Here is a 17,368-nt window from a genome sequence, read left to right as displayed (position 1 = left end):
CATATCAGCGCTCAAAAACCCTACTTTATCGCTTCGATTTCTTGACGTAGTGAAACCAGCGCTCCGTGGATTCTTTTTTCTACGGCCTTGACGCTGATATCTAGCATTGCCGCAATCTCGCTATATTTTTTGCCGTCAATTCTGTTTAAAAGAAAAGCCGTTCTCTGTCCTTCCGTCAGATTCTGGATTGCTTGGTCGAGTTTTTTCTTGAACTGTTCTTCTTCTAGGATAAATTCAGGACTTTCGTTGGTATGCTGTGTCGGATTTTCTTTTTTGGCATATCCCAAAACTACCTTTTGATGTGCGATCTGATTCAAGGTAGCGTTGTTTGCCACCTTATAAATAAAAGATTTTGCCTTTTCTAAAGGAACTTGGCCACAATTTTCCCACAACTTTACAAAAGCTTCTTGAGAAATATCATTCGCTTGTTCCTCATTGCCGAACTTATAAAATAAATAATTCCGCAAGGTTTTTGCGTTGGAACGGAAGAAATCTGAAAAGACCATTTCTTCGCAGACGCCCGCAATTTTTTTTATTTCTTTCATACAGTTTAAAAGACAGTCCTTCTGTATAACAGCCAAGTTGATAAAAACCCTACTTTTATATTCAGTTTTTTTAGTTGTATCAAATATAGCTTTTAATTAAAAAAAGAAGTTTTGTCGGGTAGGGTATTTTCCATAATGCTTGTTTTAGTACCAAACCAATAAATTTAGAATCATGAATAGGAAGAAAATTCTACAATCAATTTTAGTACTGGGCTGTATTTGTATTGCCGCTTTTACGGTGTCCTGCCAGGATGAAGAGAATGAAACCAAGCAGAATGAGGAAACTCTGAGTAAGACGGCACCATTGACAGGACTTTTCGAAAGAGTAGCGATGAATGCAACGGCAGACGACAATATAATTGATAGCACAAGCTGCTTTAGCGTGAAATTGCCAGTCAGCCTGATTGTAAACAGCCAGGCAGTAACCATCAATACAGAAAATGATTATCATTTGGTAAACGACATTTTTGAGGTAACAGATGCTGATCACGATTATGTAGATTTTGTATTTCCTATTACGATTGTTTATCCAGACTACAGAGAAGTTGTCGTGCAAAATGAGACACAATTCAATGCCTTGAGAGACGACTGCCAGGAACCAGAACCGGGAGAGCGAAACATTGCATGCGTTTCAATCCATTATCCGATACGTGTTTTTGGGTATAACAGCAACTTCCAGCTTGCGCATACCTATACGATTCATAATGACCTGGAATTTTTTCTACTGCTTTTCAATTTGGGCAACAACGAATTTTATGCAGTCGATTACCCGATTACAATAACAAATAGAAACGGCATTGAGGTCACGATCCGCAACAATATAGAAATGTTGGGAGCGATTCAGGACTGTGTCGATAATATATGTCCGAACCCGAATATTTTGACCAACGATCTGATTATTTACATGCCTTTTGCCAATGAAGTTCGAGATTTGGTTAGTCGAGATTTGGCTGTTCCTGCTGCGGCTCCAACATTTGTGACAGATAGAAGCGGCAATGTAAATAGCGCGATTTCATTTACTCGTACAAACTTCTTAACGCTCAATACGACTACAGCTCGTAATATAGAAGTAGGCAATTCAGTGACTGTCAGCCTATGGTTCCGAATGCAGAATACTGAAGCAGGAGATTTTGAGCGCATGTTTGAAAAATCAAATGGAAGCATGCCGTATCCGACAACTTTTGGCGTAGGTGTTTATGATGGAAATACGCCTCTGGTTTTTTGGCCTCAGGGCGGACTTTGGGATATGTCATGGAACGTAGATCAAAATTTGTGGAATGATACTACAAATTGGCACCATCTAGTAGTTACCGTACAGCATGATACCCCTAATAATATTGATCATGTTAAAATGTATAGAGATGGCGTCTTAAGAAACTCTGAAGATGTATCCAATATATTCTTAAATACGCAGGCTCTTGATTATATAATAGGAAAGAATTTCGAAGGATATCTTGATGACTTACGTGTCTATAAAAAAGTACTGACCCCGCAGCAAGTCACAACGCTTTTTCAACTTGAAGGCGATACCAATACATGCTTCGAAAATTAGTTTAGTTTAGTTAAGTGAAAGGCCAGGCAGCAATGCCTGGTTTTTTTATTTTGGCTATAGAAGTTGCTGTGCTATAACTTTGCCTCTTTGGCTCTTTGATACTTACCGTCTTTCTCTTATCTTTGCACCTCAATAAAGAAAATCATTATGTTTGATAATTTAAGCGATAAATTAGACAAAGCCTTTCATATACTAAAAGGACACGGAAAAATCACCGAAGTTAACGTTGCCGATACTTTAAAAGAAGTACGCCGCGCTTTGCTGGATGCCGATGTCAACTTTAAGATTGCTAAAGAATTTACGACCAAAGTAAAAGAAAAAGCAATTGGTCAGGACGTTTTGACAACGTTACAACCGGGACAGCTTTTGGTAAAGTTGGTTAAGGATGAATTGACCGAATTGATGGGTGGCGATGCAGCAGGAGTGAATCTTTCTGGAAACCCGACCGTAATCTTGATGTCTGGTCTTCAAGGTTCTGGAAAAACGACTTTCTCTGGGAAATTAGCAAATTATCTTAAGACAAAGAAAAATAAAAAACCATTGTTGGTTGCCTGTGATATCTACCGTCCTGCGGCGATTAATCAGCTACACGTTGTCGGCGATCAGATTGGCGTAGAAGTATATTCTGAGCCAGAAAATAAAAATCCGGTCGAAATTGCACAAAATGCCATCAAGCATGCAAAATCAAATGGATTTAACGTAGTCATTGTCGATACGGCGGGTCGTTTGGCTGTCGATGAAGAAATGATGGCCGAAATTGCCAATGTTCATAAAGCGATTCAGCCACAAGAAACACTGTTCGTTGTCGATTCGATGACGGGACAAGATGCTGTCAACACAGCAAAAGCCTTCAACGACAGATTGAATTTTGACGGAGTTATCCTTACCAAATTAGACGGTGATACGCGCGGTGGAGCAGCGATTTCTATTAAATCTGTCGTAAACAAGCCAATCAAGTTTATCGGTACTGGCGAAAAGATGGATGCTATCGATGTATTCTATCCAAATCGTATGGCCGAAAGAATCTTGGGCATGGGAGACGTTGTGTCTTTAGTAGAAAGAGCCCAAGAGCAATTCGACGAAGAAGAAGCAAGAAAGCTGCAAAAGAAGATTGCCAAAAACGAATTTGGTTTCGACGATTTCTTGACGCAGATCCAGCAAGTAAAAAAGATGGGTAATATGAAAGACTTGGTCGGGATGATTCCCGGTGCAGGAAAAGCATTAAAAGATGTCGAAATCGAAGACGATGCCTTCAAGCATATCGAAGCTATTATCCACTCGATGACTCCAACAGAAAGAAGCAAGCCTGCGATTATCGACCTCAAAAGAAAAAATCGTATTGCAAAAGGCTCTGGAACCGATATCCAGCAAGTCAACCAGCTTATGAAGCAGTTTGACCAGATGAGCAAGATGATGAAAATGATGCAAGGCGGTGGCGGAAAAAACCTCATGAGAATGATGGGCGGCATGAAAGGAATGAGATAATAAAATACTGTTAGGGCTTAAAGTTTCAAGCTGAAATTTTAAGCCCTAAAAATTTTCATAAACAACACTAACTACAAAAGAATGCAACTACTAGACGGAAAAAAAATTTCTGACGACATCAAGAACGAAATCACTGCCGAAGTCCAAAAGATGAAAGACAACGGTGAGAAAGTGCCCCATCTGGCCGCGGTTATAGTGGGGAACGATGGTGCGAGCTTGACGTATGTTGGAAGCAAAGTAAAAGCTTGCGAAAGAGTAGGCTTCGAGTCGACATTGGTGAAGATGCCAAGCACGACTTCTGAAACCGAACTGCTTAAAAAAATCAAGCAATTGAATGAAGACGATAACATCGACGGATTTATTGTCCAATTGCCTTTGCCAGAACAGATTGATACGCAGAAAGTATTGATGGCGATTGATCCTAGCAAAGATGTAGACGGATTCCATCCAGAGAATTTCGGAAAGATGGCCTTGGATATGACAACGTTTATTCCTGCGACGCCTTTCGGAATCCTAGAATTATTAGAAAGATACGGTGTAGAAACCAAAGGAAAACATACGGTGGTTATCGGAAGAAGCCACATTGTCGGCAGACCGATGAGTATTTTGATGGGACGTAAAGGTTTTCCTGGAAATTCAACAGTTACATTAACGCACAGCTATACCAAAAATATTGCTCAGATTACGACTCAGGCAGATATCATCATCACGGCGCTAGGTGTACCGAATTACCTGAAAGCAGAAATGGTGAAAGATGATGCAGTTGTTATCGATGTCGGAATTACCCGAGTTGCTGACGAAAGTGAAAAAGGATACCGAATCACAGGCGATGTTGATTTTGAATTCGTAAGCAAAAAAGCCTCTTTTATAACGCCTGTTCCAGGCGGTGTCGGTCCGATGACGATTGCCATGTTGCTTAAAAACACGCTTCTGGCACGCGAGCAGAAACGTTTAAAAAACTAGATTTAAAAAGAAACCCAAGATGAAAGTCTTGGGTTTTGTTTTATTTGTCATTTCTAAAATTCCTATTATCGTTATTTCTTGGCGGAATTTTTCGGATAACCCTTTGCTGCTGCGGACGCCTCTGTTCCAGTTTTGGAAGGCTGGCTTCCTCTGTCTTGCTTGAAGGTTCTATTAACTGATTCAGTTCTTTGATTTCGCTATCGGTCAAATCTCGGTATCGGCCTACAGGAACATCTAAGGAAATATTGATGATTCGGATACGCTTCAAGGCCGTAACCTCATAACCTAAATATTCGCACATTCTTCGAATCTGTCGGTTCAGTCCCTGCGTCAAGATAATCTTGAAAATATACTTGCTGACTTGTTCGACCTTGCATTTTCGAGTCACTGTATCTAAGATAGGAACACCATTGCTCATTCTTTCGATAAAGCGGTCGGTGATGGGTCTGTTGACGGTTACCGTATATTCTTTCTCGTGGTTGTTGCGGGCTCTCAGAATTTTATTGACGATATCACCATCGTTTGTCATGAAAATCAAGCCTTCGCTGGCTTTGTCCAGACGTCCGATAGGAAAAATCCTTTTCGGATAATTGATATAGTCAACAATATTGTTTTTGACTTCCAAGTTGGTCGTACACTCGATGCCTACAGGCTTGTTAAAAGCAAGATATACAGGCTTGTCTCTTTTTTCGACAATCAGCCTGCCATCAATACGAATTTCATCTTCTGTAGAAACCTTTGTTCCCATTTCTGCTACATTTCCATTGATGGTAACACGGCCTTCGTCGATAAGCTTGTCGGCTTCACGGCGGGAACAATAGCCCGTTTCGCCTATGAATTTATTGAGTCGCTTGAGATTTTCTTCCATAGGGCAAAGGTAGGGTTAATTTGTATTTTAGAAAAACATCAGGAAAATTTATATAAGTCGCTTTAAAACAACTAAATATTAATGCCTGCCAAAACTACGTGTCTTAAAATTATATATCTTGCACCAAATTTAGAGTACTAATCAATTAAGCTTATTATTTTGAAAAAAATTACCTTGATTATACATTTGATCCTGCTTTCGATAGTAGCTTCCTACGGACAAAACAGGAAAGGAGATTTTGCCTTAGAAAAAGGCAGTAATGCGCACGAGCTATATGTTTCGTTTGATACATCATTGCATTTTGATGAAGCATCATATAATACAGTAGCACAATCAATACCAGGGTTTAAGGCACTCCAACAGGAATATGGTCTAATTCTAGAAAAAGGAATAGAAATTTCTGATGAAAAGCTTGATGAGTTAGAACAGAAAGCTATCGAATTGACAGGCAAAGGGCATTCAGTTGCAAAACTGCGAAACATACTTAAGATAAAAATTAATAATCCTACAAATGATAGGCTGCTTGCGCTAGCAAAAAAATTAGAAGAATTTCCGGAAGTTGAATATTGCTCGTTGAGTTCCTTGGAGCCTACACAGCCGCCTGCTGATATTCCGCCAACAACTCCTAATTTTGAAGTAAATCAGACTTATATCCAGCCTAATCCGGGAGTAAACATGACGTATGCATGGGGATTAAACCTGACTGGTGCTGGTATCAGAATTCGTGATGTCGAATACGGTTTTAATAGTGAGCACGAAGATCTTAACGAAAGAAATGTAATATTAGCACCAGGAATGAACATTTCATCTAGTGTGACGACAAGTTATTCAGAACATGGTACTGCCGTTTTTGGAATTGTTTATGGCGACAAAGGTGCTTATGGTATTTCCGGTATGGCTTATGGAGCAGCGCAAATGATGCTAGCTCCAGAATGGCAGACATCAGGCTACAATCGCGTTGCAGCAGTTACTCAGGCTATCGCTAATTCAGCTGCCGGGGATATTTTGATTTATGAAATGCAGGCAACCGGAGCTCAAGGAAACTACGGTCCGGCCGAATATGTGGGTGCAGTTTGGGATCTAACCAAAGCGGCAACCGATGCAGGGATAATAATCGTAGCAGCAGCAGGAAACGGAGCGGAAAATTTAGATTCGGCACCTTACCTGAATTATAGAAACAGAGGAAACAGCGGTGCCATTATGGTCGGAGCTGGTGATAATACCATCAATCATAATAAGCTTTCTTTTAGTACCTATGGTGCTAGGGTAGATGTGCATGCTTGGGGAACTGGCGTTTTTGCATCTGGTTATGGAGACGCCCAACAGATTGGTGGCGATTTCAACCAATACTATACTAATTTTTCTGGGACGAGTTCGGCAACGCCAATAGTCGCTTCTTGCGCGATCGTGTTGCAATCGTATTACCATACCCTTACGGGCAACTACATGACGCCTGTACAAATGAGGAATCTTCTTCAATCTACTGGAATACCACAAGGAACAGGCGGTAATATCGGGCCAATTCCTAACATGCAGGCAGCTATTCTTCAAGTGCAGAGTGAGTTTTTAAGTGTGGATGAGGTTAGCGGGTTGGAGTTTATCGTATATCCGAATCCAGCAACAGACAGGCTGACAATCAAGACAAAAGACTTATCTGCAGACGCAAGAGTTGAGATTTGTAATGCTGTAGGACAACGCGTTTATGGAGCTCCAATCTCTGAAGATAATACAATCGATTTGAGTTCTTTTTCTCAAGGATTGTACTTTGTGAAAGTCGTAGACGGAAATAGGTCGGAAACCAAAAAGATCATTAAGAAATAACTAAAAAGAGCATCGATTACGATGCTCTTTTGTTATCCATATAATTTCCTTTATCGAATAAAAAGGAACAAATCTTCTTGTATAAGATATCGTCATGCATGCTATGGCCTAAGCCGCGGGTTTCAATAAAGGTAGCTTCTTTCCATGAACTTACTATCTTTTTAGCTTCTTCAAAAGAAACCACATCATCATCGATATCGTGGGCGATCAAGCCTTTTACTTTTATTCTGGAACCAAATATCTTTCCTGAAAATTCTTCTACCTTAATTTTGAAATGCTCTAGAAAATGATTTTCGATCATGCTGATAGTTTTCATATTCAAGCTTAATAGCTTTGCATAATTTAGGACTAAAGTCTGCAAGTCAGACGGAGCGCCTAAGAGTACCATCTTTTCAATCGCTTTGTTTTGATAAAGATGTTGGTAGTATAAAGAAGTAGCACCTCCCATAGAATGGCCGATTAAAAACTGCGGCTTGTATTTTTCGACAACGACATCTACAAATTCGGCATATCTCGGAACGTTGAACTCCCTTCCCGAAGATAAGCCGTGAGCTGGAGCATCTAACGCAATAATGGAACATCCTGATTGTTTTAGGTAGGGAAGGAAATTTTCCCAACGCGAAGCATTACTTTCCCAGCCATGGACTAAAAGGACATACGTGTCATTGCCTTGCCAGATATAGACAGGGAATTGGTGTTCTCTCATCTCCAGAATTTCAGTCTTGGCATTTTTTAAGACTTCGGGCATCTGGTCTGAAAAAAGCTTTCCTGTTCTCGGTTCGCTAAAAAACTTATAGGCCAATTGCGACGCTTTTTTTGGCGACACATAGCTAAGGAGATTAATATATAATCCGATAGATTTAGCGAGAAGCAGGTTGCTGATTTTTTTCATAAAAAAAAGTCCCGATGATTATCGGGACTAAATATATCTAGAATTTTGAAAATAATTTCTCCATTTTTTCTTTTTCTTCATCAGCTAATGCTGCGTCGACTAAGATTCTTCCGGAATGCTCGTCGGTAATTACTTTTTTACGAGAAGCGATTTCCATTTGTGTTTGTGGCGGAATCGTAAAGAAAGAACCTGCTGAGGCACCTCTTTCAATTGAAACCACAGCTAATCCGTTGCGAACGCTGCTTCTGATTCTTTTGTAAGCTTGCAATAATCTTACCTCAATCAACGCTTCATATTCTGCTGATTTTTCAGAAAGGAAAGTTTCTTCTTTTTCTGTTTCAGACATGATAGCGTCTAATTCAGATTTTTTATGCTTTAAGTGAGACGATTTTGCTTCTAATTTTTCTTTAGAATCTGAAATCACTTGTTTTTTGTGCTCGATAGAAGCTTTCATTTCTTTAATCTGCTTTTCAGCCAATTGAATTTCTAGCTCTTGGAACTCAACTTCTTTAGTCAAAGAGTTGAATTCTCTGTTGTTACGAACAGTTTCTTGCTGTTTTGTATATTTTTTGATGGCTTCTTTATGTTCGTCGATAGCATTCTTTTTTACTTTGATCTGCTCTTCGATAACTTCCAAATCGTTTTTCAATTTGTCAAGACGTGTGCTCAAGCCAGCCACTTCATCTTCCAAATCTTCCACCTCCAAAGGCAATTCACCTCTAACATTTCTGATTTCGTCAATTCTTGAGTCGATTAACTGTAGATCATAAATCGCTCTTAACTTGTCTTCAACACTCAATTCTTTTGTAGTCGCCATATTCTATAAGTACTTAACTGGATTTGTATTTTCTTCTGATAAAATGATTGCAAAATTAGGAATTTTTTTCGTAAGATAATCAACTATATAATTTTTTGTATAGCGTTCACTTTCGTAATGCCCTATATCCGCTAAAAGTAGCTGATTTTCAGACTCATAAAACTGATGATATTTCAAATCTGCGGTCAAAAAAGCATCTGCTCCGGCCTGAATTGCCTTTTTAATTGCAAAACTTCCCGAACCGCCAAGCACGGCTACTTTTTTTATCGGTTTTCCGAGGTATTCGGAATGACGGATTCCTTCGGCTTTCATCTTGGTTTTTACAAATTCTAAAAACTCTTTCTCAGGCAGTTCAGTTTCTAGCTCACCAATCATTCCTAAACCTATATTTTGATGAGAATTCTGCAAATCATAAATTTCGTAGGCAACTTCTTCATAAACGTGATTTGAAAATAAAGCCTTTAAAATCTTGCCTTGTAGGTGTTTTTCAAAAGTGACTTCTATTTTTATCTCTGTATTTTCTACAAATTCGCCTCTTTCTCCAATTTCGGGATTACTGTTCTCGTTGCCTTGGTAGCTGCCAATTCCCTGTGAATTAAAGCTGCAGTTTTCATAATTGCCGATATTTCCAGCGCCTGCGTCAAATAAGGCATTTCGTAATTTCTGGTGATTTTCTGGAATCGTATAAGTGATTAATTTTTGGATAAAATTTTCTTTAGGAACTAATATTTTTGTGTTTTTCAGTCCTATAGCATCACAAAAAATCTTATTCACGCCATTTTGGTGATTGTCTAAAGCTGTATGTACGGCATAAATTGCAATATCATTTTTGATGGCTTTCAAGACGGCACGTTCTACATAATTTTTGCCGGTAATTTTTTTCAGCCCCGAAAATAAAATCGGATGAAAACAGACAACGAAATTGCATTTTTTTAAAATAGCTTCTTCGATTACGTTTTCTAAAGCATCATGGCAAACCAAAACTCCTGTGACTTCATCATCTTGATTTCCGACAAGTAATCCAACATTGTCAAAATCTTCTGCATAAGCTAACGGCGCCATAGTTTCTAGGACCGAAATAATTTCTTTTATCTTCATAATTTTAAAAATTAGGCTTAAATTGCCAAAAAGCATGAATAGGCAAAGCAGAATTCAATAGTCGCAAATATGCCCTAGCTTTATGTTTCAAAGATAAAATATTATACTTTCGTACTATGATGTTATTGCGAAAAATACTTTTCCCTTTTTCTATTTTATACGGTCTTATTACCAGCATTAGGAATTTTCTTTTTGACAAAGGGATTTTAAAATCGTATTCTTTTGACCTTCCCATAATAGCTGTCGGCAACCTGAGCGTTGGAGGAACAGGCAAAACACCGCAGATTGAATATCTGATTCGCTTGCTTTCTCCTAATTACAAGATAGCGACATTGAGTCGCGGTTACAAACGAAAATCAGAAGGTTTTGTCTTAGCCGATGAAAATTCAGATGCATCAATTTTAGGAGATGAGCCTTTTCAGTTTTATAAAAAGTTTCCCAACATCCAAGTTGCTGTGGATGCAGATCGAAGGAATGGAATTGAGCAGTTACTGAAGATTTCACAGCCTGATATCATTTTGCTAGATGATGCTTTTCAGCACAGAAAAGTAAAAGCAGGACTTTATGTTTTATTGACAGCTTATGGAGATTTGTATTCAGATGATTTTATTTTGCCAGCAGGGAATCTTCGTGAAAGCAGAAATGGGGCAGAACGTGCAAAAATTATCGTAGTTACCAAATGCCCGCCAGATCTATCTGCCAAAGAACAAGATAGGATTCAGAAAAAGCTAAAAATTGATTCAGACCAAAAGTTATGTTTTACATCGATAGCCTATGATGAATTTGTGTTTTCGGAAGAAAAGCAACTTTCTGTTTCCGAAATCAAGCCTGTTGATAAATTACTTTTGGCAGGAATAGCCAAACCCGAACCGTTTTTTGCATATTTGCAAAGCGAAAACGATGTAATCCTGACATTTCCGGACCATCATCATTTTACGGAAAAAGACATTGCAGAGATAAAAAATAAAGCGCAGGATAAAAAAATCATCACGACCGAAAAAGATTTCGTCCGATTAAAAGGAAGGCTTCCAGACAGCCAGCTTTTCTATCTCCCGATAAAAAGCCATTTTATTTCTGGCGGTAATGATTTTGACAAAACTATTTTAAATTATGTGGGAAAAAGTTCAAGAAACCGTTAATTATATACAATCAAAAACTAATTTTTCGCCAGAATATGGAGTAATCCTTGGTTCTGGATTAGGAGGTTTTACTGAGGATATTCAGATTGAATTTACGTTGCCATACAACGAGATTCCTAATTTTCCGGTTTCAACGGTGCAAGGCCATAAAGGAGCTTTGGTGTTTGGGACTATTGGAACTAAAAAGGTGGTGGCCATGCAAGGCCGTTTCCATTTTTATGAAGGATATGACATGAAAGAAGTAACTTTTCCGGTAAGAGTAATGAAATATCTTGGCGTGCAGAAGTTGGTTGTTTCTAATGCTTCTGGAGGCGTGAATCCTTTTTATAAAGTGGGAGATATCGTCATCATTTACGATCATATCAACATGATGCCCGAACATCCGCTTCGAGGAAAAAATGATGAAAGATTCGGTCCGAGATTCGTCAACATGAGCGAGCCTTATTCTAGAGAATTGATTAACAAGGCCAAAGCGATTGCTATTGAACTGAACATCGAAGTGAAGGATGGTATTTATTACGGACTGCAAGGGCCGACATTTGAAACACTTTCGGAATACAGAATGGTGAAAATTCTTGGTGCGGATTGCGTTGGAATGTCAACGGTTCCTGAAGTTATTGTTGCCCGCCATATGGACATGCAGTGTTTTGGTATTTCTGTGATTACGGATATGGGCGACGAGCACAACATCGATACAGTTTCTCATCAAGAAGTATTGGAAGCGGCGAAAAAGGCTGAGCCAAAAGTTAGGACGCTTATCAAAGAGCTGATTTCTAGAAACTAATTGCTATTCATCGTTTCTGCAATAACCCTGTAGAAAGCTTCGGGATTGAATGGCTTGGTGATGACATCTGTCATTCCGAAGGAAAGCAGCATTTCTCTGTTTTCGTTTAAGGAAATCGCGGTTAATGCAATAATTGGAGTCTTCTTGTCGAATTTTCGAATGCTTTGGGTGGCAATGGTTCCGTTTATGCCTGGAAGATGCACATCCATCAGTACCAAATCGTATTTATTGTTTCTGACAGCCTCTATGGCGTCTTCTCCATTCTCGACAATTTCACATTCAATCTGCTTCTTTTCTAGCATTTTTTTGGTCACCATCTGGTTGATTTTATTGTCCTCAACAAGAAGCACTTTTTTATCGACAAAATCACTATCGTTTGTATAGAGTTTTAAGATTTCATGGTCTTCAATTCCTTTATCTAATTCTAGGCTGAAATTAAAGTTAGATCCTTTTTTAATAGTACTTTCTAATTTGATGGTGCCGCCTAGCATTGTGACCAATCGCTTAACAATGGCTAGTCCTAAGCCAGTTCCGCCGTATTTTCTGTTGATTTCAACAGAGCCTTGCGAAAAGCTTTCAAAGATAATTTCTTGCTTTTCTTCTGGAATTCCGATGCCCGTGTCTACGATTTCAAAATAAATATTCTGCTTAGTTTCTGTTTCGCCCAGAAGTTTTGCGCGGACAATTACGGTCCCGTTTTCCGTAAATTTTAAGGCATTATTGATCAGATTCATGAAAATCTGGGAAAGTTTTGTCGGGTCACCAGAAAATGTCTTGCTGATTTCAGGATCTATTTCCAATCCGAAATTGATATTATTTTGGCTTGCAATTTCTTTTAGCGAATTCTGTATGTCAATTAGAAGCTGTCTAAGGTTGAAGCAGATTTTTTCAATTTCAATATTATTTGACTCGATTCGGTTGATTTCTAGAATTTCATTTATAAAAGTCAGCAGGTAATTTCCGGAGAACTTCAGTGACTTAAGGTAATCAATTTGGGATTTTTTCGGGTTTTCTTCAATCAGAAGGTGTGTGATTCCGTTAATGGCATTTAGAGGTGTTCGAAGCTCATGGCTTACGGTTGATAAGAACTCAGCTCTTGCTTGGGATGCTTTTTCAGCCTTATCTTTTGCAATTTCAAGTTCCGTATTTTTTTCCTGTAGCTGTTTGTTCGTCCTATTCCGGATGATGTTGTTTTTATATAACGACAAGCTTAATAGTGAGAGAATCGTAATCAAGGCAATGCTCAATACGCTGGTAAGCTTGGAAACTTTGATCAATTTTTTCTGCTCTCGATTTTCTTTGTCTTTTTGTTTTATGGTTTTCATCTGCTCGCTTTCTTTGAATTTTTCGAAAGCTTCTGCCCCAATTTTTTTGCTGTTTAACTGTATGATGGAATCTTTTAAGACCAAGTGTTTTTTCAAGTAAAGAAACGAATTGTCGATGTCCATCATCATTTCATAAACCTCGCTGATTAGCTTCAGGATTTTGGATTTCTGCTCAAAATTATCGCTTCTTGAATTTAATTCTAAGGCCCGATTGAGGTAATTTAAGGCAAGATGGCTACGGCCAGCCTCGAACTCAATTGTGCCCATCTGGTACAAGGCTTCTGCCTTGGTCTTAAAACTGTCATCGTTATCAGGTTTGGCAATAATCGTATTGAAGATGGACGATGCTAATTGTGTTTTTCCTTTGGCTTTATAAAGAATTCCTTTCTGGAGATTTAGGAGTTCTTTTGCATCAGGAATTTCAATGATTTCATAAATCGCATTGGCTTTATCAAAATAGATTTCTGCCACACCGTATTTTCCCTTTTCCATGTAACACAATCCGAGATTGTAATAGCAATAAGCCTGTTCAGTAGAAGGTTCTAGGTCATTATATAACGAGATGCTGCGTACATACGTCTCAATAGCATCATCGTATTTTTTAAGTTCAAAATAAATACTTCCTAAAAAAGTATAAGCATTTGCTTCCTGTGCCTTGTCGCCTTTTTTTTGTGAAAACTCAATGGCATTTTGAGAACTTTCTAAAGCATTTTGATAATTATTGATCTTTAGATTGAAACTTGCCAGCTGGATGTAGTAATCAACGCTGTCGACTTTTGTAGACGCGGTTTTTTTTTGCTGTGAATACAGCAGGGAATTAAATAAGAGAATAAAGAGTAGTGGTGGTAAATACTTCATTTTAAAGCCCTTGATAAGGGATAAAAGTAGCTATTTCTTATTTGTTAATGAAATTAAATCGATAATGCGCGAAGAATATCCGATTTCATTATCATACCAGCCAACAACCTTTACCATTTTGTCAATTACAGAAGTTAGCTGTGAGTCAAAAAGGCAAGAATTTCTATTGCCTAAAATATCTACCGAAACGATAGGGTCTTCTGTATAGGCCATGAGTCCTTTGAATTCGTTGCTGCAGGCATGTTGAAAAGCTTTGTTGATTTCTTCGATAGAAACTTCTCGTTTTACATAACAAGTGATGTCTGTCAAAGATCCATCGGGTACAGGAACACGAATACCGCTTCCTCCAATTTTGCCATCCAATTCAGGGAAAATTTTTGTCAGTGCTTTTGCCGCGCCCGTTGTTGTGGGAACGATAGATTGTGCCGCGCCTCTGGCTCTTCGAAGATCCTTATGAGGCTGATCGTGAAGGCTTTGGTCTGTAGTGTAAGAGTGTACGGTGGTAATATAAGCTTGTTCGATACCACATAAATCATTGATGACTTTGATCATCGGCGCAGCGTTGTTTGTCGTACAGCTGGCATTAGAAATGATTTTCTCCGTACCATCAAGGATATGTTCGTTTACGCCCAGAACAACCGTCTTGATCTTGTCAGTTTCTGAAGGGGCAGAAAGAATTACTTTTTTTGCACCCGCCAAAATATGAAGATTGATTTCTTCAAAGGTCTTATATTTTCCTGTCGATTCGATTACGACATCAATATCGAGCGATTTCCAATCGAGATTTGAGATGCTTTTTTCGTGAAAGAAGGGATAGGGTTTCCCTTCGATGATAATATTCTCTTGATCATAAGAACATTCAAAGGGCAAAACGCCATGAATACTGTCGTATTTCACTAAATGCGACATTGTTCTGTTGTCTGCAATATCATTGATAGCTACGACTTCGATAGTCGGGTGGTTAAGCAAAAGGCGGAATAAGTTTCTTCCGATTCTGCCGAATCCATTAATAGCAATTCTAGTTTTTAAAGTCATAAAGTTTTAAAGTCAACAAGTTTTTAAAGTCAGAAAAACAAAAGCATTTATAAAAACGGCTTTAAGGCTTTCGTCTTTTGATTTTATGACTTATAAAATGTGTTTTTGGGCTTTGTAAGAAGATCTCACCAAAGCACCGCTTTCTACATGGCGGAAACCTAGCTCCAAACCGATTTTTTCATATTTCGCGAATTGGTCTGGCGTGATAAATTCTTTTACCGGCAGGTGTTTTTTGCTTGGCTGCAAATATTGTCCTATGGTTACTACATCGACATTAGCATCGCGCAAGTCATGTAATGTTTGGATTACTTCTTCTTCAGTCTCTCCAAGACCTAGCATGATACCTGATTTGGTTCTATTGATTCCTTTTTCTTTTAGGTATTTTAAAACGGCCAAGCTTCTGTCGTATTTTGCTTGAATTCGAACCTCGCGAGTTAATCGTCTAACGGTTTCCATATTGTGCGAAACTACTTCTGGATTAGCTTCTACGATTCGGTCGATATTTCTTTCAATTCCCTGGAAATCAGGAATCAGTGTTTCTAGCGTAGTGTTGGGATTCATTCTTCGGATGGCTTTTACGGTTTCGATCCAAATAATCGAGCCTCCGTCTTTCAAGTCGTCTCTGTCAACGCTTGTTACTACTGCATGCTTGATGTTCATGATTTTGATAGAGCGTGCCACTTTTTCAGGTTCGTCCCAATCAACTGTTTCTGGTCTTCCTGTTTTTACACCGCAAAAACCGCAAGAACGCGTACATACATTCCCTAAAATCATAAAGGTAGCAGTTCCTTCGCCCCAGCATTCACCCATATTCGGGCAACTTCCTGAGGTACAGATCGTATTCAGCTTGTATTTGTCTACTAATCCTCTAAGTTCTGTATATTTTTGGCCAATAGGCAGTTTTACCTTTAGCCATTTTGGTTTTCCTGTAGGTAAAACGGCAGTATCTAAAACGGTTTCCATAAACTCTATTTTGAAAGCACAAAGATAACGAATGTTTTTATTTAATACGTTAATGTGATGTTAGCGAAATACGGGTTTTTAGCCGGCATGAAAAAGTGAATCGTTCTTAAATAAAAAACCCTGCAGGCACAGTTCGCAGGGTTTTTTGAAAATAAAAATAGTTAACTACTCAAATTAATTATTTTTGATATCGACACTGATAGGCAGATTGTAAGCCGTTCTAACAGGTTTGTCATTTTGTATGCCAGGTTTCCATTTTGTTTTTATAGATTTCAAGACACGTATGGCTTCTTCGCCTAATCCGTATCCTGGATCTCTCAACACTTTGATGTTGCTCAACGTTCCGTCTTTTTCAACAACAAAATAGACAAAGATTTTCATTATTCCTTGCTCGTCGATTTCGGGAGTCTTGAATTTTTTCCCTACTAAAGCCAAAAAGTTCTTAATGCCTCCTGGGAATTCTGGGTTTGCTTGAAGCACTCCAATATTAAGTATTTCGTTTCCAGTATCGTTGCCCTTTGTTGTACCAGAGTCATACGTTGTTTCGTTTCCTTTTCCATCAGATGAACTATTTCCAAGTGCAATGTTGCCCTTATTGTCTCCTGGATTATCAGAATCTCCTGTTTTGATGTTTTTGCTAGGATCTATCTCTTGTACTTCGTTGGGAGTGTCTTTTGTATCAGTTACAGTAGGAGTTACATTTTTGATTTGTTTTTCTGAAGATTTCTCAGGCTCTGATTTTTTAGCAGATGCCTCAGGTTTCGTCTTTTTGAAAATTTCTGTATTTACAAGAATGGCATCTGGAAGGACATAAGGAGCATCAGTGACGTTGGGCACTTCTTTTTTTAATAGCCCAGAAATTACAGGTATGCTAAGCAAAGAAGCACAAGCGAGTATTCCAAAAAACAATGCTTTTAAAGTAGTTCTTGGATTCTCTTGGCGTAGCTGGTACGCGCCATATTCCTTGTTTCTGCCTTCAAAAACAATTTCATTCCAGCTTTGTTTAAAAATGTTGAGGTTTGACATGATTGCATAATTTAAAGTTAGCGTAGATGTTTACCATAAGCTGGAATTGTTTAGTAGTATAACGAAATCGTTAACTTTTTTATTGTGCTTTTTTTAAAATTTTTGTAGGTTTTTTATGTTTATAATTTGTAATGCGTTAATATACTTTGTTATCCATAAAAAAGGCAAGCCTAGCTAGACTTGCCTCGAAATTTTGA

At 38.5% G+C, this 17,368-nt stretch carries 15 protein-coding genes; 6 read left to right on the top strand and 9 right to left on the bottom strand.

The features are described 5' to 3' along the window. Positions 1-20: 20 nt before the first annotated feature. Entirely contained in the window at positions 21-545 is a 525-nt protein-coding gene (locus OLM56_RS17045; RefSeq protein WP_264527824.1) for an RNA polymerase sigma factor, read from the bottom strand. A 172-nt stretch (positions 546-717) separates the two neighbouring features. On the opposite strand from OLM56_RS17045, the gene OLM56_RS17040 reads away from it, so the two are divergent. From OLM56_RS17040 to OLM56_RS17030, 3 genes are all read left to right on the top strand, one after another. Then, on the top strand, positions 718-2,097 hold the full coding sequence (locus tag OLM56_RS17040) for a LamG domain-containing protein (protein WP_264527823.1): 1,380 nt from the start codon (positions 718-720) through the stop codon (positions 2,095-2,097). A 147-nt stretch (positions 2,098-2,244) separates the two neighbouring features. Next, on the top strand, positions 2,245-3,582 hold the full coding sequence (gene ffh, locus OLM56_RS17035; protein ID WP_182492557.1) for a signal recognition particle protein: 1,338 nt from the start codon (positions 2,245-2,247) through the stop codon (positions 3,580-3,582). 81 nt (positions 3,583-3,663) lie between these two features. After that, the gene (locus tag OLM56_RS17030; protein ID WP_121374960.1) at positions 3,664-4,545 is read left to right on the top strand and encodes a bifunctional 5,10-methylenetetrahydrofolate dehydrogenase/5,10-methenyltetrahydrofolate cyclohydrolase; all 882 of its coding nucleotides are present in this window, start codon (positions 3,664-3,666) and stop codon (positions 4,543-4,545) included. 40 nt (positions 4,546-4,585) lie between these two features. On the opposite strand, the gene rluF is transcribed toward OLM56_RS17030, so the two are convergent. Next, positions 4,586-5,413: a 23S rRNA pseudouridine(2604) synthase RluF gene (gene rluF / locus OLM56_RS17025; RefSeq protein WP_264527822.1), complete on the bottom strand. Its 828-nt coding sequence runs from the start codon at positions 5,411-5,413 to the stop codon at positions 4,586-4,588. 159 nt (positions 5,414-5,572) lie between these two features. On the opposite strand from rluF, the gene OLM56_RS17020 reads away from it, so the two are divergent. After that, positions 5,573-7,234 carry a S8 family peptidase gene (locus OLM56_RS17020; RefSeq protein ID WP_264527821.1) on the top strand — a complete coding sequence of 554 codons (1,662 nt, stop codon included), beginning with the start codon at positions 5,573-5,575 and terminating at the stop codon, positions 7,232-7,234. Positions 7,235-7,250: 16 nt separating this feature from the next. Here OLM56_RS17020 and OLM56_RS17015 read toward each other — a convergent pair whose 3' ends face one another. Genes OLM56_RS17015 through OLM56_RS17005 form a run of 3 tightly spaced genes read right to left on the bottom strand, consistent with a single transcriptional unit; the run spans position 7,251 to position 10,041 of the window. Continuing rightward, positions 7,251-8,126, bottom strand: coding sequence for an alpha/beta hydrolase (locus tag OLM56_RS17015; RefSeq protein WP_264527820.1), 876 nt, complete (start codon positions 8,124-8,126; stop codon positions 7,251-7,253). A 37-nt stretch (positions 8,127-8,163) separates the two neighbouring features. Beyond that, on the bottom strand, positions 8,164-8,943 hold the full coding sequence (locus OLM56_RS17010) for a zinc ribbon domain-containing protein (RefSeq protein WP_121374956.1): 780 nt from the start codon (positions 8,941-8,943) through the stop codon (positions 8,164-8,166). Between the two features lie 3 nt (positions 8,944-8,946). Further along, on the bottom strand, positions 8,947-10,041 hold the full coding sequence (locus OLM56_RS17005; RefSeq protein WP_264527819.1) for a Nif3-like dinuclear metal center hexameric protein: 1,095 nt from the start codon (positions 10,039-10,041) through the stop codon (positions 8,947-8,949). A 116-nt stretch (positions 10,042-10,157) separates the two neighbouring features. Here OLM56_RS17005 and lpxK point away from each other — a divergent pair, with 116 nt between their 5' ends. Next, entirely contained in the window at positions 10,158-11,180 is a 1,023-nt protein-coding gene (gene lpxK / locus OLM56_RS17000) for a tetraacyldisaccharide 4'-kinase (RefSeq protein ID WP_264527818.1), read from the top strand. After that, entirely contained in the window at positions 11,152-11,964 is an 813-nt protein-coding gene (locus OLM56_RS16995) for a purine-nucleoside phosphorylase (RefSeq protein ID WP_121374954.1), read from the top strand. Before lpxK ends, OLM56_RS16995 begins: the two co-directional genes overlap by 29 nt. On the opposite strand, the gene OLM56_RS16990 is transcribed toward OLM56_RS16995, so the two are convergent. The 4 genes from OLM56_RS16990 to OLM56_RS16975 all read right to left on the bottom strand — a co-directional run bounded on the left by OLM56_RS16990 (position 11,961) and on the right by OLM56_RS16975 (position 17,171). Further along, positions 11,961-14,147, bottom strand: coding sequence for an ATP-binding protein (locus OLM56_RS16990; protein WP_264527817.1), 2,187 nt, complete (start codon positions 14,145-14,147; stop codon positions 11,961-11,963). The two genes, OLM56_RS16995 and OLM56_RS16990, sit on opposite strands and share 4 nt — an antisense overlap. Before the next feature lie 30 nt (positions 14,148-14,177). Beyond that, positions 14,178-15,182: a type I glyceraldehyde-3-phosphate dehydrogenase gene (gap, locus tag OLM56_RS16985; protein WP_264527816.1), complete on the bottom strand. Its 1,005-nt coding sequence runs from the start codon at positions 15,180-15,182 to the stop codon at positions 14,178-14,180. 90 nt (positions 15,183-15,272) lie between these two features. Continuing rightward, complete coding sequence (gene lipA / locus OLM56_RS16980; RefSeq protein WP_121374951.1) at positions 15,273-16,145, bottom strand: lipoyl synthase; 873 nt, start codon at positions 16,143-16,145, stop codon at positions 15,273-15,275. Positions 16,146-16,319: 174 nt separating this feature from the next. Further along, positions 16,320-17,171 (bottom strand): energy transducer TonB, encoded by an 852-nt coding sequence (locus tag OLM56_RS16975; protein ID WP_264527815.1) that lies wholly within the window; start codon positions 17,169-17,171, stop codon positions 16,320-16,322. Positions 17,172-17,368: the final 197 nt, after the last annotated feature.

Origin of the sequence: Flavobacterium sp. N2550 (genome assembly GCF_025947265.1) — a bacterium.
GTDB classification, from domain to species: Bacteria; Bacteroidota; Bacteroidia; order Flavobacteriales; family Flavobacteriaceae; genus Flavobacterium; species Flavobacterium endophyticum.
This window is presented reverse-complemented; position numbering and strand designations above follow the sequence as displayed.

Excerpts from the sequence above, each read along its gene's own strand:
- ffh (WP_182492557.1), top strand. The coding sequence starts at position 2,245 with ATGTTTGATAATTTAAGCGATAAATTAGACAAAGCCTTTCATATACTA.
- OLM56_RS17005 (WP_264527819.1), bottom strand. The coding sequence starts at position 10,041 with ATGAAGATAAAAGAAATTATTTCGGTCCTAGAAACTATGGCGCCGTTA.
- gap (WP_264527816.1), bottom strand. The coding sequence starts at position 15,182 with ATGACTTTAAAAACTAGAATTGCTATTAATGGATTCGGCAGAATCGGA.
- OLM56_RS16975 (WP_264527815.1), bottom strand. The coding sequence starts at position 17,171 with ATGTCAAACCTCAACATTTTTAAACAAAGCTGGAATGAAATTGTTTTT.
- lpxK (WP_264527818.1), top strand. The coding sequence starts at position 10,158 with ATGATGTTATTGCGAAAAATACTTTTCCCTTTTTCTATTTTATACGGT.
- lipA (WP_121374951.1), bottom strand. The coding sequence starts at position 16,145 with ATGGAAACCGTTTTAGATACTGCCGTTTTACCTACAGGAAAACCAAAA.
- OLM56_RS17015 (WP_264527820.1), bottom strand. The coding sequence starts at position 8,126 with ATGAAAAAAATCAGCAACCTGCTTCTCGCTAAATCTATCGGATTATAT.
- OLM56_RS16995 (WP_121374954.1), top strand. The coding sequence starts at position 11,152 with ATGTGGGAAAAAGTTCAAGAAACCGTTAATTATATACAATCAAAAACT.
- OLM56_RS17010 (WP_121374956.1), bottom strand. The coding sequence starts at position 8,943 with ATGGCGACTACAAAAGAATTGAGTGTTGAAGACAAGTTAAGAGCGATT.
- OLM56_RS16990 (WP_264527817.1), bottom strand. The coding sequence starts at position 14,147 with ATGAAGTATTTACCACCACTACTCTTTATTCTCTTATTTAATTCCCTG.
- rluF (WP_264527822.1), bottom strand. The coding sequence starts at position 5,413 with ATGGAAGAAAATCTCAAGCGACTCAATAAATTCATAGGCGAAACGGGC.
- OLM56_RS17040 (WP_264527823.1), top strand. The coding sequence starts at position 718 with ATGAATAGGAAGAAAATTCTACAATCAATTTTAGTACTGGGCTGTATT.
- OLM56_RS17030 (WP_121374960.1), top strand. The coding sequence starts at position 3,664 with ATGCAACTACTAGACGGAAAAAAAATTTCTGACGACATCAAGAACGAA.
- OLM56_RS17045 (WP_264527824.1), bottom strand. The coding sequence starts at position 545 with ATGAAAGAAATAAAAAAAATTGCGGGCGTCTGCGAAGAAATGGTCTTT.